17 protein-coding genes are annotated in these 20,467 nt (G+C 61.4%); 11 read left to right on the top strand and 6 right to left on the bottom strand.

The window, feature by feature from the left end; genetic code table 11:
- Positions 1-20: 20 nt before the first annotated feature.
- From GGD57_RS11495 to GGD57_RS11470, 6 genes are all read left to right on the top strand, one after another.
- Entirely contained in the window at positions 21-1,151 is a 1,131-nt protein-coding gene (locus GGD57_RS11495) for an ABC transporter permease (RefSeq protein WP_184469770.1), read from the top strand.
- Positions 1,151-2,077 (top strand): ABC transporter permease, encoded by a 927-nt coding sequence (locus tag GGD57_RS11490; protein WP_184469769.1) that lies wholly within the window; start codon positions 1,151-1,153, stop codon positions 2,075-2,077. The genes GGD57_RS11495 and GGD57_RS11490 overlap by 1 nt, the downstream gene beginning before the upstream one ends.
- A gap of 72 nt (positions 2,078-2,149) precedes the next feature.
- A complete protein-coding gene (biuH, locus tag GGD57_RS11485; protein WP_184469767.1) occupies positions 2,150-2,851 on the top strand; it encodes a biuret amidohydrolase in 702 nt (233 codons plus the stop codon).
- Positions 2,848-4,398, top strand: coding sequence for an ABC transporter ATP-binding protein (locus GGD57_RS11480; protein WP_184469765.1), 1,551 nt, complete (start codon positions 2,848-2,850; stop codon positions 4,396-4,398). Before biuH ends, GGD57_RS11480 begins: the two co-directional genes overlap by 4 nt.
- Entirely contained in the window at positions 4,398-5,066 is a 669-nt protein-coding gene (locus tag GGD57_RS11475; protein ID WP_184469763.1) for a cysteine hydrolase family protein, read from the top strand. The genes GGD57_RS11480 and GGD57_RS11475 overlap by 1 nt, the downstream gene beginning before the upstream one ends.
- On the top strand, positions 5,059-5,409 hold the full coding sequence (locus tag GGD57_RS11470) for a cupin domain-containing protein (protein WP_184469761.1): 351 nt from the start codon (positions 5,059-5,061) through the stop codon (positions 5,407-5,409). Before GGD57_RS11475 ends, GGD57_RS11470 begins: the two co-directional genes overlap by 8 nt.
- Positions 5,410-5,918: 509 nt before the next feature.
- Here GGD57_RS11470 and GGD57_RS11465 read toward each other — a convergent pair.
- The gene (locus GGD57_RS11465) at positions 5,919-6,689 is read right to left on the bottom strand and encodes an alpha/beta fold hydrolase (protein ID WP_184469759.1); all 771 of its coding nucleotides are present in this window, start codon (positions 6,687-6,689) and stop codon (positions 5,919-5,921) included.
- A 278-nt stretch (positions 6,690-6,967) separates the two neighbouring features.
- Between GGD57_RS11465 and GGD57_RS11460 the strand changes: the two genes are divergently transcribed.
- Complete coding sequence (locus GGD57_RS11460) at positions 6,968-7,855, top strand: LysR substrate-binding domain-containing protein (protein ID WP_184469757.1); 888 nt, start codon at positions 6,968-6,970, stop codon at positions 7,853-7,855.
- A gap of 184 nt (positions 7,856-8,039) precedes the next feature.
- On the opposite strand, the gene GGD57_RS11455 is transcribed toward GGD57_RS11460, so the two are convergent.
- From GGD57_RS11455 to GGD57_RS11445, 4 genes are all read right to left on the bottom strand, one after another.
- Positions 8,040-8,477: a hypothetical protein gene (locus GGD57_RS11455; protein ID WP_184469755.1), complete on the bottom strand. Its 438-nt coding sequence runs from the start codon at positions 8,475-8,477 to the stop codon at positions 8,040-8,042.
- 10 nt (positions 8,478-8,487) lie between these two features.
- On the bottom strand, positions 8,488-8,619 hold the full coding sequence (locus GGD57_RS29375; RefSeq protein ID WP_281423741.1) for a hypothetical protein: 132 nt from the start codon (positions 8,617-8,619) through the stop codon (positions 8,488-8,490).
- 212 nt (positions 8,620-8,831) lie between these two features.
- A complete protein-coding gene (locus GGD57_RS11450; protein ID WP_184469753.1) occupies positions 8,832-10,871 on the bottom strand; it encodes a methyl-accepting chemotaxis protein in 2,040 nt (679 codons plus the stop codon).
- 348 nt (positions 10,872-11,219) lie between these two features.
- Positions 11,220-14,246, bottom strand: a complete 3,027-nt coding sequence (locus tag GGD57_RS11445; protein WP_184469751.1) for an alpha-mannosidase — start codon at positions 14,244-14,246, stop codon at positions 11,220-11,222.
- 367 nt (positions 14,247-14,613) lie between these two features.
- Between GGD57_RS11445 and GGD57_RS11440 the strand changes: the two genes are divergently transcribed.
- The 4 genes from GGD57_RS11440 to GGD57_RS11430 all read left to right on the top strand — a co-directional run bounded on the left by GGD57_RS11440 (position 14,614) and on the right by GGD57_RS11430 (position 19,304).
- Positions 14,614-16,971, top strand: coding sequence for an Orn/Lys/Arg decarboxylase N-terminal domain-containing protein (locus GGD57_RS11440; protein ID WP_184469749.1), 2,358 nt, complete (start codon positions 14,614-14,616; stop codon positions 16,969-16,971).
- A gap of 21 nt (positions 16,972-16,992) precedes the next feature.
- Complete coding sequence (locus tag GGD57_RS11435) at positions 16,993-17,553, top strand: GNAT family N-acetyltransferase (RefSeq protein ID WP_184469747.1); 561 nt, start codon at positions 16,993-16,995, stop codon at positions 17,551-17,553.
- A 164-nt stretch (positions 17,554-17,717) separates the two neighbouring features.
- Positions 17,718-17,906, top strand: coding sequence for a hypothetical protein (locus tag GGD57_RS29145; protein ID WP_246713602.1), 189 nt, complete (start codon positions 17,718-17,720; stop codon positions 17,904-17,906).
- A gap of 258 nt (positions 17,907-18,164) precedes the next feature.
- Positions 18,165-19,304: an ROK family transcriptional regulator gene (locus tag GGD57_RS11430; RefSeq protein ID WP_184469745.1), complete on the top strand. Its 1,140-nt coding sequence runs from the start codon at positions 18,165-18,167 to the stop codon at positions 19,302-19,304.
- Positions 19,305-19,333: 29 nt separating this feature from the next.
- On the opposite strand, the gene GGD57_RS11425 is transcribed toward GGD57_RS11430, so the two are convergent.
- Positions 19,334-20,380, bottom strand: a complete 1,047-nt coding sequence (locus GGD57_RS11425; protein WP_184469743.1) for a Gfo/Idh/MocA family protein — start codon at positions 20,378-20,380, stop codon at positions 19,334-19,336.
- Positions 20,381-20,467 lie beyond the last annotated feature (87 nt).

The following is a 20,467-nucleotide window of genomic DNA, read 5'->3' as shown; positions in this document are numbered from 1 at the left end:
CCGCGAGAGGGAGAAGCGCCATGACCGTTCATGCCAATGATCCCGCAATATCAGTCGCCTCCGACAACCCGGCCTCGCTGCGTCCGCTGCTCGAATGGACGGCGCGCAGGGCCGAACCGGTGGTCATCGGCCTTGCCGCCATCCTGATCGGGATCGGGCTCTTTTCTCTCTTCATCCTGGCGATCGGCAAATCGCCGGTAACGCTCTTCCAGCTTATGTACACCGGCGGCTTCGGCAGCTGGTTTTCGGTGCAGAACAGCTTAAGCCGTGCCGCACCCCTTCTCCTGACGGCACTCTGCGTCGCCCTGCCCGCCCGCCTCGGCCTCGTCATCATTGGCGGGGAAGGAGCGGTCGTGCTGGGCGGCGTTGCCGCCGCCGCCATGGCCATGCCGCTTGTGGGAGCGGCTCCTGTGTTTCCCACTCTCATTCTGATGGCGATCGCCGCCATGGTCGTCGGCGGCATCTGGATCGGCCTTGCCGGCTTCCTGCGCCATTACCGCGGCGTCAACGAGACCATCTCCTCCTTGCTACTTTCCTATATCGCTATCGCGCTGATGAACCAGTTCGTGGAAGGGCCGCTGCGCGATCCCGCCAGTCTGAACAAGCCCTCGACCAAGCCGTTGCCGGCAGACTACATGCTCGGCAACATTCCCGGCATGGATGTGCATTGGGGCCTTGTGATCGGCATCCTCGCCTGCATCTTCTCCTGGGTCCTGATCGAGGTGACGAGCTACGGTTTTGCCGCGCGCATCGCCGGCGGCAACGTGCGCGCCGCCCAGATCCAGGGCTTGCCGGTCGGCAGGCTGATCGCCGGTTTCACAGCGATCGCCGGCAGTTTCGCAGGTCTTGCCGGCATGATCGAGGTCGTCGCCGTCCAGGGCAGCGCCAATGCCTCGCTCGCCGCCGGTTACGGCTATACCGGCATCCTCGTCGCCTTCCTCGCCCGGCACAATCCGCTGGCGATCATCCCCGTTGCGATCCTGCTCGGCGGCATCGATGCCTCGGGCGGCCTCATCCAGCGCCGCATGGGCCTGCCCGATGCCACCGTGCTGGTGCTGCAGGGCACGCTCTTCATCGTCATCCTCTTCTGCGAGACCTTCTACGGGCGCTTCAAGATCTTCAATCCCGACCTCTGGAAAAGGAGCCTCTGATGGAAGAGACGGGCATCGGCATCTGGGGTGTGCCGCTCGCGATCCTGGCGGGCGCCATCCGCGTTTCCACCCCGTTCATCTTCGTCAGCCTCGGCGAGACGATGACCGAGCGCTCCGGCCGCATCAATCTCGGCCTGGAAGGCACGCTCGTCTTCGGCGCGATGACGGCCTACGCCGTCGCCGTCATGACCAACTCGCCCTGGCTCGGCGTGCTCGCCGCGATGGTGACCGGCGCCGCCTTCGGTCTGGTTCACGGCTGGATCTGCAAATGGCCGAAGGTGAACGACATTGCGATCGGCATCGCCATGATGCAGTTCGGCCTGGGCCTCGCCTTCTTCCTCGGCAAATCCTTCATCCAGCCAGTGGCGCCGCATCTGCCGTCCATCCCGCTCGGCCTCTGGTCGAGCCTGCCGCAGATCCAGGCCGCCCTGAACATCAATGTGCTCTTCATTCTGGGCGCCTTGCTTGCCTTCGCCCTCTGGTGGGGCTTCAGGAATACGCGGGTGGGTCTCATCCTGCGCGTCGTCGGCGACAGCACGGATGCGGCCCGCGCCATGGGCATCAACCCGGATCGCGTGCGTCTGCTCGCCACCGCCGCCGGCGGGTCGCTGGCGGCGATCGGCGGCGCATATCTCTCGCTCTATTATCCCGGCTCCTGGAACGAGGGTATTTCCTCAGGCCAGGGCCTGATGGCCGTGGCGCTCGTCATCTTCGCCCGCTGGAACCCGATCGGCTGCTTCCTCGCTGCCCTGCTCTTCGGCGGCGCCGGCGCGCTCGGTCCGGCGCTGCAATCGATCGGCGTGACCCAGGGCTACTATCTCTTCTACGCCGCGCCCTACGTGCTCACCCTCGTCATCATGATCGCGACCTCCTCGCCGACACGTTCGCTTGCCGGTGCGCCGGGCGCGCTGTCGCTGACGAAATGAAGACGGAGCAGCTGATGTCCAACCGCGGCAAGCAAAACATTCAAACTTGCGGGTGAATAGGAGAAGAAGACGATGGATGCGATGGTCGAGACCAAAGGACATTATATCGACGCCGATCCCTATCCCTGGCCCTATAACGGCGCCCTGCGGCCGGACAATACGGCCCTCATCATCATCGACATGCAGACCGATTTCTGTGGCAAGGGCGGTTATGTCGATCACATGGGTTACGACCTGTCGCTGGTGCAGGCGCCCATCGAGCCGATCAAACGCGTGCTGGCCGCCATGCGCGCCAAGGGCTATCACATCATCCATACCCGCGAGGGTCATCGACCCGATCTCGCCGACCTGCCGGCCAACAAACGCTGGCGTTCACAGCGCATCGGCGCAGGCATCGGCGATCCAGGCCCGTGCGGGCGCATCCTCACACGCGGCGAACCCGGCTGGGACATCATTCCGGAACTCTATCCGATCGTAGGCGAGACGATCATCGACAAGCCCGGCAAGGGTTCTTTCTGCGCCACCGACCTGGAGCTGATCCTCAATCAGAAGCGTATCGAGAACATCATCCTGACCGGCATCACCACCGACGTCTGCGTTTCCACCACCATGCGTGAGGCCAACGACCGCGGCTTCGAATGCCTGCTGCTGGAGGACTGCTGCGGCGCGACCGACTACGGCAATCATCTCGCCGCCATCAAGATGGTGAAGATGCAGGGCGGCGTCTTCGGCTCCGTCTCCAATTCCGAAACCCTCGTGAGCCAGCTGCCATGAGCACGATCCGCGACACGCCACTCCCGCAAGCCGGCAAGGCCGTCGGCATCGATACGATCGATATGACGATGCGCTTCGGCAGCTTCACCGCGCTCGACCATGTCTCGATCAAAGTGCCTGCCGGCAGCTTCCATGCCTTGCTCGGCGAAAACGGCGCCGGCAAGTCGACGCTCGTCAAATGCATCATGGGTTTCTATCACGCGACGTCGGGCTCGCTCTCCGTCGACGGTCGCGAAGTGGCAATCGCCTCGCCCAGGGACGCTGCGGCCTACGGCCTGGGCATGGTCTATCAGCATTTTACGCTGGTTCCTTCGCTGACAGGTGCCGAAAACCTCGTCATCAGCCGGGCAGAAGTCCCCGCCATCATCAACTGGGCGAAGGAGCGAAAGGATCTTGCGGCCTTCATGGAGCGGATGCCCTTCAAGATCCCGCTCGACCGGCCGGTGAGCGAGCTTGCCGCCGGCGAGAAGCAGAAGCTCGAAATCGTCAAACAGCTCTATCTCGGCCGCTCCTTCCTGGTCCTCGACGAGCCGACCTCGGTGCTGACGCCGGCAGAAGCCGATGAAATGCTCGGCCTCGTGCGCGGGATGACGGAGCGCGGCGAGCTGACCGTGCTGATGATTTCCCACAAGTTCCACGAGGTGACGAAATTTGCCGATGCCGTCTCGATCCTGCGGCGCGGCAAGCTCGTCGGCACTGGAAAAGTCGGCGAAGTTTCCACAGCCGAGATGGCGGCAATGATGATTGGGGACGTCAAACTTGCCGAACTCGACACCCGCGTCCCCGTCCCGGAAACCGCAAGGCCGGTCCTCGAAGTGGCGCAGGTCAAAGCGCCGGATCGTTCCGGCCTCAAAACCATCGAGATCGACAATCTCATGGTGCGCGCCGGCGAGATCGTCGGCATCGCCGGCATATCGGGCAATGGCCAGAAGGAACTGACGGAAATCCTTGCCGGCCAGCGGCCGACCAATACCGGCCGTGTCAGCGTCAAAGGCGAGGTTTACAGCGCAACACGTCGCGAGACCCGCAAGAACAATGTCCGCTTCATCCCGGAGGAGCCGCTGCAGAATGCCTGCGCTCCGAGGATGAGTGTCAGCGAAAACCTCGCTTTCCGCACTTTCGACCTGAAAACGGGCGGCAAGAACGCGATCTGGCTGAACAAGGGCAAGATGAAGAAGCGCGCCACGGCGCTGATTTCCGATTTCAAGGTGAAGACCGCTTCCTCCTCATCGCCGATCGCGGCACTTTCGGGCGGTAATGTGCAGCGTGCGGTGCTCGCCCGCGAGCTCACCGGCGAGGTGGACCTCCTGATCGTTTCCAACCCCTGCTTCGGTCTCGATTTCTCGGCCGTCGCCGAAATCCGCGCCCGTATCATGAAGGCGCGCAATTCCGGCACCGCGGTCTTGCTGCTTTCCGAGGACCTCGACGAGCTGCTCGAAATGTCCGACCGCATCATGGTCATCTCCGAAGGCAAGCTGGTCTACGAGACACCGGCACGATCTGCCGACATCGGCGTGATCGGCGCCCATATGGCGGGGCATCACTGATGACCGAGATCAAGGCAGAACCCTTCGCCTTTCCGGTGAAGCTTGACCAGCTCGCGCTTATCGTCATCGACATGCAGCGTGACTTCGCCGAGCCCGGCGGCTTCGGCGCCAGCCTCGGCAATGATGTCAGCCGCATCACCAGCATCGTGCCCGATGTCAAACGCCTGATCCAGGGCTTCCGTTACGCCGGGCTGCCGGTCATCCACACGATGGAATGCCACAAGCCCGATCTTTCGGATCTGCCACCAGCGAAACGCGACCGCGGCGATCCGACGCTCAGGATCGGCGACGAAGGCCCGATGGGGCGGATCCTGATTTCGGGCGAGCCCGGCACCGCGATCTTGCCGGAGCTTGCTCCGGTCAAAGGTGAAGTCGTAATTGAAAAGCCCGGCAAAGGCGCCTTTTACGCAACCGAGCTCGGCGAGGTGCTGCAGCAAAAGGGCATCAAGCAGCTCGTTTTTGCCGGCGTGACGACGGAGGTCTGCGTGCAGACGACAATGCGCGAGGCGAACGACCGCGGCTACGAATGCCTGCTCGCCGTGGAGGCGACGGAAAGCTATTTTCCGGAATTCAAGGCCGCCGCAATCGCCATGATCCGCGCCCAAGGCGCGATCGTCGGCTGGACGGCCCATGTCGACGACATATTGGAAAGCATCGCCCATGCCTGAAACCACCCGCGAATTGCTGACCTCGGGCGGCTGGAGGGATCTCGAGTTCGGCCCCTTCCGCGATCAGGTGACGATCCACTGGATCCGGCCCTTCGAGGGTGATCAGCCCGGCGTGGCGCTGCTGAAATACGAAGCCGGCGCCGGCGTTCCCCGCCATCGGCATGAGGGGCTGGAAACCATTCTCGTGCTCGATGGAGTGCAATCGGATGAAGCCGGCGATTACGGCCGCGGCAGCTACATCGTCAACGCACCCGGTACCGAGCACTCGGTCTGGAGCGACACCGGCTGTGTCGTGCTCATCCAATGGGACCGGCCCGTGACAATATTGGAAGAGCGTGCGTAACGCTTGACCGGCGTCCCAACGGCGTTAACGGCTAGCGACAAGAACCCTGCCCCGACCATCAGAGCTCCAGCTCCGCGATTGAGGATGCTGATCCTGTTCGGATCAGCCAAAGCCGTTTTTGCCTTATGGCCGAGGAACACATGCCCTCCGACCACGATCACCTCTCATCCCGGCAGACAGATTCACCTCGGAGTTCGTCAAGGAAGATGGCGAGCGCGTGCTCGATGGCCACGGCAAGCGGGTCGCATGAGGACATGGAGAGACGTCTTCCAATCTGGGGCTAATCGGCCTCGGCGCTACGCAGATTGTCGGCTACGGCACGCTATACTATGCCTTCAGGTATCCTCGCCCCGACATCGCCAAAAACGTCGGGATATCGGAGAAATGGGTTCGGCGCTTTTCGCTGATCGATGTTTGTGATCAGATGCTGCCTATGAAGGTGCCTCCCGTGATAGTATCCTTGAGAAGACGCAGGGTGTCCTTCGATTACCTGCGTCTTCGTCTCGCTATCAGTTTATCTGAGCAGCGGCTTCGAGGATCACCTTGGCAACCTCGGCCGGCTGAGAAACCTGGGGCGAATGGCTCGTGGAAAGCGTCACGACGTGAGCCGAAATATTTTTGGCCATCACCTTTTGCAGATCGGGCTGAAGCATGAAATCATGCTCGGCGACGATGTACCAGGATGGCTTGGTTTTCCAGGCCGGGATTCCGATTTTCTCCTCGAAGTTCTTTCCGCGGGTCGGTTTTTGCGTTGCCGCCATCACGCCGGCCTGTTCTGGCGCAACGTCCTGTGCAAGAAACTTTGCAACACCATTTGGAGTCAGAGTCAGGAAGCCGTCCTTGTCGGCAACGAGTTCTGAAAAGCCGGGCGGGGTTGGGTAGTCCTTGTTCAAATCAGCGATCGACTGACCTTCGCCAGGAGCATAAGCGGCGACGTAAACGAGGGCGCGAACATGCTCGTTGTTACCAGCTTCGCTAATCACCACGCCGCCGTAAGAGTGACCTACAAGAACCACTGGACCGGTCTGCGCATCAAGGACCCGTTTCGTCGAGGCGATGTCAGCGGCAAGCGATGTCAACGGGTTCTGAACCGAAATTACCTTCAGCCCCTGTGCCTGAAGAAGCGGGATTACTCTGCTCCATGCCGAGCCGTCGGCGAATGCGCCATGGACCAGAACAACGGTCGGAGTTTCTTTGCCGGCCGCGTTGGTTGTCGTCGCGCCCGCGGCCACGCTGGCGAGCGCGGCAGCAAGGGCCGCGTTCTTTACAAAAGACATCATCTTATTCTCCGGTTGGAAACACAAGCGACGGAACCGTGGTTCTTCAGGACTTGCGTAGACAATTGTTACCCAGCAGCTCTCGCTCACCATTGAGGTCTTGCACGACGACGACTGCCTTTCTTCCGTAAGCCGTGTTCCGACTCCGCCCGAGGTCGTTCGATATGAACGAGTTTCGGCCTTGAGCAGCGTCTCAGGCTTCAGGACGCCGAAGATTTACATTCGAAATTCAGAGGGATAAATAACGACAATGTTGCAACACTAGGAACTAGACGTTTCAAATGGACCGCTTTGCTTGCATGACCGTGTTTGTGAAATCCGTGGAGCAAGGCTCGATCTCGCTTGCTGCAAACGAGTTGAACCTGTCTCCGCAACTCGCGGGGAAACAATTGCGCCTGCTGGAGGCCAGCCTTGGCGTCAAACTTCTCAATCGAACAACGCGGAGGCAGAGCCTTACGGACAGCGGTCGCGCTTTCTACGACCGGGCGAAGAACATTCTGGAAGAGCTTGCGGAGGCAGAAACTCTCCTTGCACGGACGCGCTCGACACCTCGAGGGCGTCTGCGCATCAGCGCGCCGATTACGTTTGGAAGCCACGCATTGGCGCCGGAGCTGCCTGAATATGCGAAAGACCATCCGGAAGTAACCCTTGATCTCAGCCTGACCAACAGAACCGTGGACTTGGTAGAGGAGGGCTTCGATGTCGCGTTTCGAACAGGCGACCTCGCAGACAGCGCTCTTCAATCCAGGCGCCTTCGACCTCTTCGCCTCGTGTTGTGCGCGGCACCCCACTATCTGCGAACTGCAGGAACGCCAAGCACGCCAGAAGAGCTGCGGGATCACGAATGCCTGTTGTTTTCTCACACGTCCATGCGAAAAGAATGGTTGTTCGACGGACCCCAAGGAACAACGCAGATTGCGATCAAAGGGCGCTTTTCGACCGACAGCGGAGAGGCCCTACGAGCGGCGGCGGTGGCTGGAATGGGGTTGATCCTCCAGCCGGAGGAGTTGGTGCGGGAAGATATCAAAGGCGGCCGGCTGGTCCCGCTACTTTCTAATTTCCGTTCGCCAGATCGTCAGTTGCATATGCTCTATCCGCCCGATCGTCAGATGACGCCCAGACTCAGGAGTTTTCTCGATTTTGCTGTCAGGAAATTCGGCAAGGGCTGATCGGGCATGGCCCACTGTCGCCAGTTCATGACCGCAAAGGGCATATCGCAAACGACTCTGCGTCAATAACAGTGCCACAGCAGTTGAACTGAGTCGAACCGCCGACCCCGTAATTCCTCTATCGTTGCGGTTGAAGGGAGTCGAACTATCGGCCGCGAAATCGCATGGCAACACGACTTGGAAATCATAAAATTCGGCCAGGCCTCGATGCCTCGCGCCAGCATTTCCGTCTGTTCAAGTGAATTTCTATGCGCAACACCGCTTTTTGCGCCTCGGTAAATTCGCCGGCAGCCCGCTCGGCTCGCTCTTGGGCGGCGAGCCGGGCGAGTTTGCGCTTTTCCAGCAACGCGCCGGCATCGGCCTCATGCCCACGCAATAAGGATTGCCGCATGACGGCGTCCTGAAGCCGCGACGCGAGAATAATCCCGTCCTTGCACAATTCTTCGATAATGGGGTCGCCTGCGGCTCGGTTCGCGGCGATGTCGCGTGCTGCGGTGGCTCTCGCCTCCTCTTCGCTTGCCCGTTCGGCATCCGCACGCGCCTCGGAGAGGCCACGGGAAAGACTGTCCGCCCGCAGATTGCGTATTTCCAGCAACTGCCTGAGAGACCTCAGCGCCTTCATTGGCCGCCCCTCAGGCGCCGTTGTTCGTTGTCAGGATTTCCAGCTGGCCGCCCTTGATGACCTTGCTGCTGTCATCCTGCTGCCGGCTCAACACACCCTCGACAGCCTTGACGAATACGGCCGGGCCGCGCACCAGCACCAATCGCTGGCCGCATCTTCACGCAAGGCATCGAGTGACAAGGTCGATGTATCCGGCTGCTTCAGACAAAGCGACCTGCGATCGATGGAGCGGTTCATCCCTCGCAGGAAATGCCTCATGAAGCAGCCCCTGTCCTCAGGGGCCAGGCATTCATCGATCAAATTTAACACCGCTTTCCCGCGTCACGAACCGCAGCGATCCGTGAGGTGCTGGCATCAGAACTCCTCCCATGACGTGGCTGCGGCCGTCGCGGTTGCGGCACGTCCGCCAAAGGCGCCGGCAAGCTTCTGACCGAGCGTGCGTGCCGGCGAGGCGACCGGTTTGCTTTGGGGGCTGGCGGCGCGCGGCGCCATTTGGGCAGCATCTAGCTTGAAACGGGCGATCAGGCGGGCAAGATTGGCCGCCTCCTCCGCCAGCCGGTTGGTCGCGGCTGTCGATTGCTCGACCATCGCGGCATTCTGCTGCGTCACCTGATCCATCTGGTTGACGGCCGTCGAGACCTCGGAGAGGCCGGTCGACTGTTCTCTGGCGGCCGTTGCGATCGAGCGCACATGCTCGTCGATCTTGACCACATGGTTCTGGATATTGCCGAGCGCTTCGCCCGTCGCCGTCACCAGCTTCACCCCGGAATGGACCTCGTCGCTGGAACGGTTGATCAGAACCTTGATGTCCTTGGCGGCATTGGCCGAACGCTGCGCCAGTTCGCGCACCTCCTGAGCTACGACGGCAAAGCCCTTGCCGGCTTCGCCAGCCCGTGCCGCCTCGACGCCGGCATTGAGCGCCAGAAGATTGGTCTGGAAGGCGATCTCGTCGATGACGCTGATGATCTTGCTGATTTCGCCCGACGCCTGCTCGATCCGTCCCATGGCCGAAACGGCCTCGCTGACGACAGCGCTCGACTGCCCGGTACTTCTCTTCGCCTCGTCGACCATATGGCTGGCTTCCGAGGCACGCTCGGTCGAGTGTTTCACCGCGACAGTGATCTCCTCCAGGGCGGAAGAGGTTTCCTCCAGCGAGGCCGCCTGCTGCTCGGTGCGCTGCGACAGATTTCCGGAGGAGATGCGCATCTCGCCGGCGCCGCCGTTGATAATGTCGACAGCCGCCCGCACCTCGCCGAGGACGGAGCGCAGATTGCTCATGGTCGCGTCGACATTCTGCTTGAGCTCCCCGAAGGCGCCCTGGAACTCGCCTCTCATGTCTTCGGTCAAATCACCCTTGGCAAGCGCCGCAATCACGCGGCAGGTCTCGGCGATGCTGCGATCGACCGACGCGACGAGGGAGTTGACGCCCGTGGCGAAACTGTTCAGGTCCTCGTAGCCGTATTCCGCGGCCGCCCGCCGCGTGAAGTCGCCGGCACCCGCGGCGGTGATGACCGCGTCGACGTTCTTCTGCATTTCGATGACCTTGATCCGCTTGTCTGCGCCAGCGGCGTCCAGTTCCCGGATCTTGATACCATTCTGCTTGAAGACCTCGACAGCGCGGGCCATCTGACCGATTTCGTCGCTCCGGTCGGCGAAGGGGATATTGACGTCATGATTGCCATGGGCGAGATCGTTCATGCTGTCGGTAATGCGGCCGATCGGCTTTGCGATCACCCGGGCGCCGAATATGGCAGCGGCGATCAGCGTGACGATGGTCAACAGGCCGATGCCGAGATTGAGGAACAGGACGAGCGTGGCGGCAGCACTCGCTTCGTCCTCCGCCTTCACCGCCATCGTCTTCGCCGAATCCACGCCTTCATCGAGCAGCTTGGCTGCTTCATCCGAGATCGCCTGCAGTTTCGTCTGGGCCTCTTTCTCCTTCGCATCGAGGGAGGTGTCGCCAGCCTTGAGGGCGATCTTTCCCTTGGCGATTTCGGCTATGTCGCCGGTGGCGGCAAAAAGGGTCTCGCCCAAAGCCTTGAGCTTTACGATCCGGTCCTTATTGACCTGCATCCGCAGCCCGGCCATGGCATCGTCAAGGTATTTCATAACCGAATGGTGGCGAGCGGCGATGTAGTCGGTGGCCTTGGCAATGTCATCGGCGGACTTGGCGAGACGCAGATCGCGCACGCCCACCTGCATACCGCGCCATGAAGCCTTGGCGTCGACCAGATCGCGCGAAACGATCAGTTGACCCTCCTGATATTTCGCGCGTTCATAGACATGCTCACCGCCTTGCCAGACGGTAAGGAGCATGACCGTCACCAGGAAAATGCCGATCCCGGACAGCGTGGCCAGTTTAGTGCTGATGCGCGAAAAGATGCTTGCGGGCATATTGAGTTCCTGCTTGGCGGCAACAGGAGTCGTCATATCCCCAGCTGACTACGAAATAGGCGATCGACTTCATTCGACCGAAATATCTGCGGCCGGCAATCGCGATCACCTTACTGTTGAAGGAAATACGTTTGCCAAGCGGCCTGAGCCGACTAACAAATCGATCAAAATCTAATAAAAAGTTCACTTTCGCCGCCGCCGAAACTCGGCCGCGTGATTGGGATATTAAATGCCAAATCTGGATAGGGCTGGCGATGATCCGGGAGATAGCCTTGAGCGGCGGCCGGTGAGATCGTCGGAGCGCGCCGCCGCATCGAAGCGGCGGCGGCGTCTCTCAAGAAGAGCGCGTCAGGCCTTTTTCAGCCTCCAGGTCCGGATCTCGAACGGCATGATGTCGGCAGGTCCTTTCCGCTCCATCGGCTCTTCGAGAATGTTGAGCGGCTGCGATGCCGCCCATCCGGACGGCAGGGCAAGGGAGAGGCGACCGCGGCGGCCGGCCGGTTCATAGAGGCGCAGGATCAGGCCGTCGCCCTCCTCGGCCGGCTTCAGGCCGGAAAAAGCGACGGGAGTGCCGTCGACGGCGAGCGGTGCGAAACTGCCCGTGGAAAGGCCTTTGGCTTCCGCTGTGAGAAGCGGCTGATTGAGATCGATCGCCTCGTCGAGCACGCCGCCTTCATGCCAGGCGCCCTCATGCGGCATTAGCGAATAGGTGAAGCTCTGCTCGCCTTCGTCGGCCAGCGGATCCGGATAGACCGGCCCGCGCACGAGGCTCATGCCGATCACATTGCCGCGGGCGCTGTGGCCATATTTGGCATTGTTGATGAGCGCCACGCCGAAACCCGGCTCGCTGATATCAACGAAGCGATGGGCAACCGCCTCGAACATCGCCTGCTCCCAGGAGGTGTTCGTGTGGGTTGCCCGCTCGACGACACCGAAGGCGCATTCGAACGTCGCCTTTCGGGCTCGGACATCGACCGGGTTCAGAGTGCGCAGCAAGGTGCGGCGATCATGCCAGTCGATCGTCGTTTCGATGTCGAGCCGACGGGCATTGGCAGTCAGCACATAAGTCTGCGTGACGCTCGAATGCCGGTAGCGGTGGACGACGCGGATCGCTGCGCGGTGCGGGCCGCTTTCGAGGAGGCTGATGCTTTCGGGCGCTTCGAGGCGGAACGCCTTTTCGGCATAATCCGCATCCATATCCCAGGCGTCCCAATTGCGCGGCTTGTCGGCCGGATAGACCCAGAGCTGGTTGGCGGAGCCATCGACCGCTTCGCGGCCCGTTGCCTTGTGGATGAGGCTGGCAACGGCCCCGTCCCTACCGATGGTCACAGCGAGATGATGGTTTTCGAGGCGATCGGGGCTGGCCTTCAGTCCGCCGGCCGGCTGAAGTGCCTGCCGGTCGAAGACTGCAACGGACAACGGGGCAACGATATCGGCGGCAGAGATCGCCGTGCCGTCGGCAAGCGTGGCACTCACCGGCCGCGGCGAAAGCGACGGATTGACGACGACGAGCGCATCGCCGACCCCGCCCTTCGGCAGATGGGCCGACAGCGCCTGCAAGGCCTTGGCCTGCTCGGCCTTGGCATGGTCGATGACGCCGCCGAGTTCCTGCTCCGCATCCTGATAGACTTCGCGGATGCTCGACCCCGGCAGGATATCGTGGAATTCGTTCTTCAGCACCACGCGCCAATCCGCCTCGAGGCTTTTCGGCTTCTCGGCACCGAGCAGATGGGCAAGCGAAGCGAGCGTTTCGGCGGTGATCAGCGCGCGTTCGGCCTGGCGGTGTTTGCGCTTGACGCCGCTTTGCGTCGTCAGCGTGGCGCGATGCAGTTCGAGATAGATCTCACCATCCCAGACGGGAAGCTTCTTTTCGCCTGCGGTTTGGTGCGCCTGCTCGTAGAAGCTTTTGACGGTGCCCCAACGTGCCTGCGGGATCGCCGGGAAATCGCGCAGCTGCACTTCGCGCTCCACCATTTCAGGCGTCACGCCGCCGCCGCCGTCGCCATAGCCGACGGCGAGAAGCGAGGTATTATGCTGGACCTTGCCGCGGAAATTCTTCCATGTCGGCACATAGCAGTCGGCCTGCACGAAGCCGTTATATCCCTGCATCGGATTGTCGAAGGTGTGGGTCAGCACCTGGCTGCCATCGAGGCCCTTCCACCAGAAGAGATCGGAGGGGATGTGGTTGGTCTCGCTCCAGTTGACCTTGATGGTGAAGAAGCTGTCGATGCCGCCCAGTCTCAGGATCTGCGGCAGGGCGCCGGAAAAACCGAAGCAATCCGGCAGCCAGCACACCGTGTGGCGCGTACCGAAGGTCTTTTCGAAATAACGCTGGCCGTAGAGAACCTGGCGGACGAGGCTTTCGCCTGTGGGCATGTTGGTGTCGGGCTCGACCCACATGCCGCCGACGGTTTCCCACTTTCCTTCCGCGACCTTCTCCTTGATGCGATCGAGAAGTTCCGGGTCTTCCTCTTCCATCTGCGCGTAATAATGGGCGGTCGACTGGTTGAAGCGGAAATCGTCGGAGCGCTCCATCAGCGACAGCGCCGTATTGAAGGTGCGCCGCATCTTCCGCCGCGTCTCGCGATAGGGCCAAAGCCAGGCAAGGTCGATATGGGCGTGACCGGTCAGCAGCAATTCGCCATTCGGGGGGAAGCGCTTCTGGAGCTCCTTCAGCCGCTCCGTCAGGGCCCCGAAAGCAGAAGCCGCCGAAGCACCCTGCTCGTCGGAGAGGCCCGCCGGGCTGGCTTCGAGCTCCGGCAGTTCCCAGATCTTCTGCTGCATGACGGCGCCTGACGTGCGGGAGATGTAAGCCGCCGTATCCGACGGCCAGTCCAGGCTGCGCAAGGCCTGCTCGGCGGCATCGATCAGATGCGGCACGACTTCATGTTCGCCGAGTATGCTGATCGCCTCGGTAACCTGCTTCAGGAGAAGATGCAGCTGATGAGCAGAACGATCGAGCCAGATGAACCGAGCCTTGTTCAGCCGCGGCGACCTGTTCGGCTCACCGAAGGGAAAGCGCGCGACGCTTTCGGTCGCAATCTTGAAGCGGCGACCTGTGACCGGGAATTCCTGGTGATAGGGATCGAGACCGAACGTCTCCGTCCCGCCGCCGGGATAGGTCAACGTGATCAGGCTCTCGCCGCCGAGATCGAGCTGCAGGCGGATATCTTCGAGCGGCCAATTCGCCGGCGCCTCGACGCTGACGGCAAAATGCACCACGCCCTGGCGATGCGGCCAATCCTGATGATGGGCGATCGGCTCGCCCTCGAAGGTCCAGCCGTCGATCGGGCTGCTATACCGGTCCCGCCAATGCACGAGCTCAGCGATACGGACCTTCAGACTGTCGAGGCGTTGGGCATTGGTCAGCGGCATGGCTTATCCTGTTTAAAAATCGGCGGCGCGCGATCCGGAATCATGGCTTCGGGAGGTGAAGATGGTGCGACAAAGATCGCAAATGCCGGCCCCTCCTCCCAGCGGGTTCGGCTGGCGCTTAGATTAAGTAACTTTGATTTGCCGTCAAGCCTGCAAAATCAATTGCGATGGCATGAGGGCGGCGATGTCCGATTGTCGTTTCCAAATTCTCTAGCCCGTGGACCAAAGTAGACATCATCGTCCACGATCAGACGACATGAATAGTAAAATGTCATTCTGTGCATGGGTTTCGGACAGCCTATACTCTGTCACAAGCATGTCATGAAATACGTCGACACCTCGTGCCAAATCAGGAGCGGGTACCCAGATGGATTATTTCAGACGTTTCAACTTTCTGTTCGCAACGCCGACCTTTGACAACGAGGATCTGGAGGGTGCCCGCTACCGCCAGATCGTCGAGGAGATCGAAGGCTCCGGCTTTGAGGTGGTGCGCGCGCGCAATCTCGAAGATGCCGAGATCGCCGTGCAGACGGACGCCGCCATCGGCTGCATGCTGGTCGACTGGGGGAAGAAGGGCCTCGAGGGCAAGACCGCCTCTCTCATCAACCTGATGCGTCGGCGCGGTCTCGAGTTTCCGATCATCCTGCTGATCCGTCGTAAGCGCTTCGAGGATGTGCCGGTTGAGGTACTCGATTTCATCGACGGCTATGTCTTCCTTTCCGAAGAAACGCCCGCCTTCATCGCCAAGAGCCTTATCAGCCGCCTCAAGCAATATGCAGAGACGCTGAAGACACCGTTTTTCGGCGCGCTGGTCGATTATGCCGAGGAGGGAAACCATCTCTGGACCTGCCCCGGACACAATGGCGGTATCTTTTACAGCCGGAGCCCCATCGGCCGGGTATTCATGGAGCATCTCGGTGAAGCGGTATTCCGAGACGATCTCGACAATTCCGTGCTTGATCTCGGCGACCTGCTGACCCACGAGGGACCTGCGCTGGCTGCACAGAAGGAAGCCGCCAAGATTTTCGGCGCAGAGAAGACCTATTTCGTCCTCAACGGCACCTCCACCTCCAACAAGGTCGCGCTTTCCGCGCTCGTCACCGACGGCGATCTCGTGCTGTTCGACCGCAACAACCACAAGGCCGCTCATCACGGCGCTTTGATGATCTCAGGAGGAATTCCGGTTTACCTGCCGACCACACGCAACGCTTATGGACTGATCGGTCCCATCGATTTCGGGGCCATGGACGAGGCAGCCCTGCGGGAACGCATCCGCACCCATCCGCTGGTGAAAGACCCCGAGGCCCACAGGAAGCCACGCCCGTTCCGCGTCGCGGTGGTGGAGCAGTGCACCTATGACGGCACCATTCACAACGCCGAGATGATCCTCGAGCGTATCGGCCATCTATGCGACTACATTCTCTTCGACGAGGCATGGGCGGGCTTCATGAAATTTCATCCGCTCTATGCGGGGCGTTTCGCGATGGGCCTTGCCGATCTCGGCCCCGACGCGCCGGGCATCATCGCCACGCAATCCACCCATAAGCAGCTCGCAAGCTTTTCACAGGCCTCGCAGATCCACATGAAGGACCGGCATATCACCGGCCAGAAACGCCGAGTGGAGCACCGGCGATTCAATGAAAGCTTCATGCAGCACGCCTCGACGTCGCCCTTCTATCCACTGTTTGCTTCGCTCGACGTGGGAGCGCAGATGATGAAGGGCCGCTCGGGCGAAGTGCTGTGGGACGACACGATCCGCCTCGGCATCGAGCTGCGCAAGAAGATCCGTGCCGTGCGCCGCGAATTCGAGGAGAAGGAAAACCGCCCCGAGCGTCGCTGGTTCTTCGAGCCGTTCGTGCCGGATCGGGTTGCGATTCCGGATGTGTCCGGCCCCGGCGCGGTGCACGACGTGCCGTGGGAGAGCATCGCCACCGACCAGCTCGCCACCAATCCCGCCTTCTGGCAACTGTCACCCGACGCTGCGTGGCACGGCTTTTCTGCGATGGAGCCGGGCTTCGCCATGACCGATCCGAACAAGCTCACCCTCCTCACGCCTGGCTTCGACCGGAAGAGCGGAAAATACACCGAGCACGGCATACCCGCGCCCATAGTCGCGCAATATCTGCGGGAAAACCGCATCGTTGCAGAAAAGAACGACCTCAATTCGCTGTTGTTCCTCCTCACCCCCGGCGTGGAGGCCAGTAAAGCCGGCACCTTGATCAGCGGCCTCGTCGCCTTCAAGAAGCTTTATGACGACAATGCGCTGCTGGAAGAGACAATTCCGGAATTCTACCGCCGCCGCCCGGGCCGCTATGCCGGCGTGCGGCTGCGCGATCTCTGCACGGACATGCACAATTTCTTCCGACAGGCCGATGTCAGCGCGCTCCAGACAAGGCAGTTTTCCGCCGAGAACCTGCCGCCGATCGCCATGTCGCCTCATGATGCGGCACGCTGCCTGGTGCGCAACGATGTGGACTATCTGCCGATCGACGCCATTGCCGGCCGCATCGCAACAACGCCGTTCGTGGTCTATCCTCCAGGTATCGCCACCATCGTGCCGGGCGAGCGCCTGACGGAAAAAGCCAAGCCCATGATCGACTATCTCAAGATGTTCGAAACCTGCTTCAACACCTTCCCCGGCTTCGAAGTGGAGATTCAGGGTCTCTATCGCGAGATCGATGCATCCGGCCGCATCCGGCTTTATACCTACGTCGTTGCGGAATAGGCTGGGAAATTCAGGTCAGTCATGAAACAGGACAGAATGATCGTCATTCGCCCGTCCCGGGAAACCGACGTCGACGCCATGTTGGCGATCTATCACCGCCATATTCGCCGCGGCATCGACGTTGGGGTGGACGATAGCGACACGCCGCAACCGGAAGAACTGAAGCAACGGCGCAAAAATTTGAAAGACCGCCGCTTTCCACATGTCGTGGCGATCGAGGGTGAAAAAGTCGTGGGATACGCCTATGTGGTGTTGTTCCGCAAACGCCCTGCCTACCGCTATACGGTCAAGCATTCGATCTATGTGCATCACGACCATATCGGCCAGGGCATCGGGAGCCTGCTCATGCGGGGACTGATCGACGCCTGTGCGGCCGCCGGTTTCCGGCAGATGATCGGCTATATCGCGGCCGACAACGTTGCATCGCTCGCCCTGCACGAACGCTTCGGCTTCGTCCGCGTCGGCCTGTTGCCGGGAGTCGCCTATCGTTACGACCGCTGGGCGGACAGCGTGATGGTTCAGCGCTCGCTCGCCTCCGGCTCGACGACCCCACCGCCACCGCCGCCGCTCTCCACCCGCTGAATCCAGCGGGATTGAGACCGATAACTTCTCCGGGGCCGAGAACGTGTCACGTTCCGGAATAACGGAATCTTGATCGGCGGCAACGGTTTACCGACCCCGCACCGGCCCTATTTGCCCTATGATGCTGAAATCGCTCGCCCCGGCGAGCGATAGAGAGGGCGGGGATGCTTCAGATTCGCAAATCATTGGCAGCGGTCACAGCCGTCGTCGCGGTTGCCGTATCGTTATCGTCCTGCACGACGAGTTCAAGCGATTCGATACAGACGGGCTCGGTTGGATACAGCAGCGTCGACTATGGGCTCAGACCCGCCTGCCGGGATGGATTCGGCAACGATCGTCCTTGCAGCTATTAGACTAACGGCCGCTCGATGGGGCCACGCTCTTGCGCGTAGAACACATTGATCCAGGAGAGGCATGCCGATGCTTTCGGATGGGTGTCGCTATGTCGGGTCTTCTCGAGAAATGATCACTTATCCTGAACACCGCGCGGCCCCATCACCAATCCAATCCCCTGATGCAACTGATTTAGTTGGTGACGCCTCTCTTGGAAAACGGTTACGAACACCGACAAGCGTGATACACACCGAGATGTTGCTCCAGGAAAGACAGCCATGCGGTATCTTCGATCAGGGCCGCGGCGGCTTCAAACCCAGGACACGGGCGCTCCGCGCGCCAAAACGGTGGGTCTCAGATCGGGGGAGATCGCCGACAGGAATATTCGCGTCATTCTCGAAGCCATCCGCCGGCATGGACCTCTGACACGCACCGAGCTTGGACGGCATAGTGGGCTGACCGGGCCCGGCATAACCAATATTCTGCGGCGGCTGGCGGAAGAGAAACTCGTCACGTCAAATCGCCGCAACGGGCTCGGGGGCGGCGCGACCGCCACTGAATTCGCGCTTCGGCCGGAGGGTGCCTTCTCTATCGGGGTCAAACTTCGCCAGAGGCGTGGCGAGATGGTACTCATCGATCTCTCCGGCCAGGTGCATGACCGGGTCTATTTCGGCCTGGAGCCAGCAGAAAAGGTCAAGCTGGTGCATGCGGCCGCCAGGGATATGGTCGATCGCCACCCGGCGTTGCCGATCATCGGGCTCGGCATCGCCGCCAACGACTGGACGGAGGATGAAAGCGATCAGATCGCCGCGATGTCGACGATTGCGCGTCCTTACGTCGAGAACGAATGCACGGCGGGCCTTCTCGCCGAGCGCACCATCGGCAGCTCCACGCGGGAAGGCGCGCTGGCGATGATCATCATCGACGACGACGTCCAGGCCGGCTTTCTCATCCGAGGCATTCCCTATTCCGGCGTGCATGGCCGGGCGGGCAGCATCGGCGAAATGCTGACCGGGCCTGACAATCTCCGCCTCAACACCGTCGTCGGCTTCGATTCGCTGCGGTCGCGGATCGGCGACGACCAATTCGCGCGCCTGCTCCAGGGCGAGGAATTCTCCTCGCCGTCGCTATCGCAGTGGATACGCGAGGCCGCGGGGCATCTACTCGATCCGATCATCGCGATGGCCGGCTTCATCGCCCCGAGCATCGTCATGATCGGCGGCGACCTGCCGCAGGGTGTGATCGAAGCGCTGATCCATCAGCTTTCCGTCGAGCGGCGAGACACCGCGACGAGACCGCTGCTGACACCCTGGATTTCGCCGATGAAACCTGCGAGCTTCAGCGGCGGCGGCGTGGCGCTCGGTGCTGCGCTGCTACCCTTCCTCAACACGCTGCTGCTGCCGCCGGCTTCGGCTTAAGGCCAAAAGCGCTGCGCGCTTTGACCGGGTCAGGTCAGCGCCTCGTCGGCGTGGCCGAGATCCGAGGCGATCGCCTTGTCGAGCACCTTCTGGATATTGGCGGCGCGGCGGAAGGAGGGTTCCTGGGTCTTGCCCGCCCGCACCGCCTGGACGAAACGCTGGTAGTTCGTCTCGACGGGATCGAAGGGCACGTCGCGCCAGGTCGCAGTGTGCACGTCTTCGCCGAGACAGGCGCGCAGCGTCGATTGCCCGGTATCGTAGATCATCTCGATCGAGCCGGTTTCGCCGTAGACCCTGAGGCGCAGCTGATCCATCTGGCCGGCCGCCGTGCGCGTCGCCTGGATCGTGCCGATCGCGCCATTGGTGAAATCGACATTCATCGTGAAGCTGTCATTGGCGTCGAGATCATATTCGCCGATCTTATCGTCAGGCGCCTTGCTGAAAGTCTTCAGCCGAGCAAAGACATGGGCAACGTCGAGGCCGGAACCGTAGGAGGCGAAATCGGCGATATGGATGCCGATATCGCCGAGCGCGCCGTTCGAGCCATGCTTCTTGCTCAGCCGCCACAGCCATTTACTCTCGCTCTTCCAGTCGCCCCAATGGCGGCCGACCAGCCAGCTTTGCAGATGCGACGCCTCGACATGGCGCACCGCGCCGATCTCGCCGGCGAGCACCATCTGCCGGCCCTTCTGCAGTGCCGGCGAATTGCGGTAAGTGAAATTGACCATGCCGACCTTGCCGGCCCGCTCGATCGCCTCGGTCATCTCCATCGCCTTGACCGCATCGGTGGCAAGTGGCTTTTCGCAGAAGACGTGTTTGCCGGCGGCAATCGCCTGGAGCGTCGTCGGATGGTGGATGCTGTCGGGTGTGACGTTCGCTACCGCATCAAATTCGCCCCAGGCAAGCGCCTCCTCGAGTGAGGTGAAATGGTTGGCGATGCCGTGTTCGGTGCAGAAGGCGGCGAGCCGCTCCGGGACGACATCGACGCCACCGACGACGCTGACGCCTTCGATCGCCTTGAAGCGCGCGGCGTGCTGGTTGGCCATGCCGCCGGTGCCGAGAATGAGTAAACGCATCTTCTCCTCCATGGACAGTTTCCGGCCGCGGGCAGCCGGGCAAAACCAAACCTCGCCATCGCGGCTTCCGCGATCGCTCGTGTTCTT

Origin of the sequence: Rhizobium esperanzae, assembly GCF_014197615.1 — a bacterium.
In the GTDB taxonomy this organism is placed as follows: domain Bacteria; phylum Pseudomonadota; class Alphaproteobacteria; order Rhizobiales; family Rhizobiaceae; genus Rhizobium; species Rhizobium esperanzae_A.
This window is presented reverse-complemented; position numbering and strand designations above follow the sequence as displayed.

Excerpts from the sequence above, each read along its gene's own strand:
- GGD57_RS11435 (WP_184469747.1), top strand. The coding sequence starts at position 16,993 with ATGAAACAGGACAGAATGATCGTCATTCGCCCGTCCCGGGAAACCGAC.
- GGD57_RS11440 (WP_184469749.1), top strand. The coding sequence starts at position 14,614 with ATGGATTATTTCAGACGTTTCAACTTTCTGTTCGCAACGCCGACCTTT.
- GGD57_RS11475 (WP_184469763.1), top strand. The coding sequence starts at position 4,398 with ATGACCGAGATCAAGGCAGAACCCTTCGCCTTTCCGGTGAAGCTTGAC.
- GGD57_RS11460 (WP_184469757.1), top strand. The coding sequence starts at position 6,968 with ATGGACCGCTTTGCTTGCATGACCGTGTTTGTGAAATCCGTGGAGCAA.
- GGD57_RS11430 (WP_184469745.1), top strand. The coding sequence starts at position 18,165 with ATGCGGTATCTTCGATCAGGGCCGCGGCGGCTTCAAACCCAGGACACG.
- GGD57_RS11450 (WP_184469753.1), bottom strand. The coding sequence starts at position 10,871 with ATGCCCGCAAGCATCTTTTCGCGCATCAGCACTAAACTGGCCACGCTG.
- GGD57_RS11480 (WP_184469765.1), top strand. The coding sequence starts at position 2,848 with ATGAGCACGATCCGCGACACGCCACTCCCGCAAGCCGGCAAGGCCGTC.
- GGD57_RS11455 (WP_184469755.1), bottom strand. The coding sequence starts at position 8,477 with ATGAAGGCGCTGAGGTCTCTCAGGCAGTTGCTGGAAATACGCAATCTG.
- GGD57_RS11490 (WP_184469769.1), top strand. The coding sequence starts at position 1,151 with ATGGAAGAGACGGGCATCGGCATCTGGGGTGTGCCGCTCGCGATCCTG.
- GGD57_RS11495 (WP_184469770.1), top strand. The coding sequence starts at position 21 with ATGACCGTTCATGCCAATGATCCCGCAATATCAGTCGCCTCCGACAAC.
- biuH (WP_184469767.1), top strand. The coding sequence starts at position 2,150 with ATGGATGCGATGGTCGAGACCAAAGGACATTATATCGACGCCGATCCC.
- GGD57_RS11445 (WP_184469751.1), bottom strand. The coding sequence starts at position 14,246 with ATGCCGCTGACCAATGCCCAACGCCTCGACAGTCTGAAGGTCCGTATC.
- GGD57_RS29145 (WP_246713602.1), top strand. The coding sequence starts at position 17,718 with ATGCTTCAGATTCGCAAATCATTGGCAGCGGTCACAGCCGTCGTCGCG.
- GGD57_RS11470 (WP_184469761.1), top strand. The coding sequence starts at position 5,059 with ATGCCTGAAACCACCCGCGAATTGCTGACCTCGGGCGGCTGGAGGGAT.
- GGD57_RS11465 (WP_184469759.1), bottom strand. The coding sequence starts at position 6,689 with ATGATGTCTTTTGTAAAGAACGCGGCCCTTGCTGCCGCGCTCGCCAGC.
- GGD57_RS11425 (WP_184469743.1), bottom strand. The coding sequence starts at position 20,380 with ATGCGTTTACTCATTCTCGGCACCGGCGGCATGGCCAACCAGCACGCC.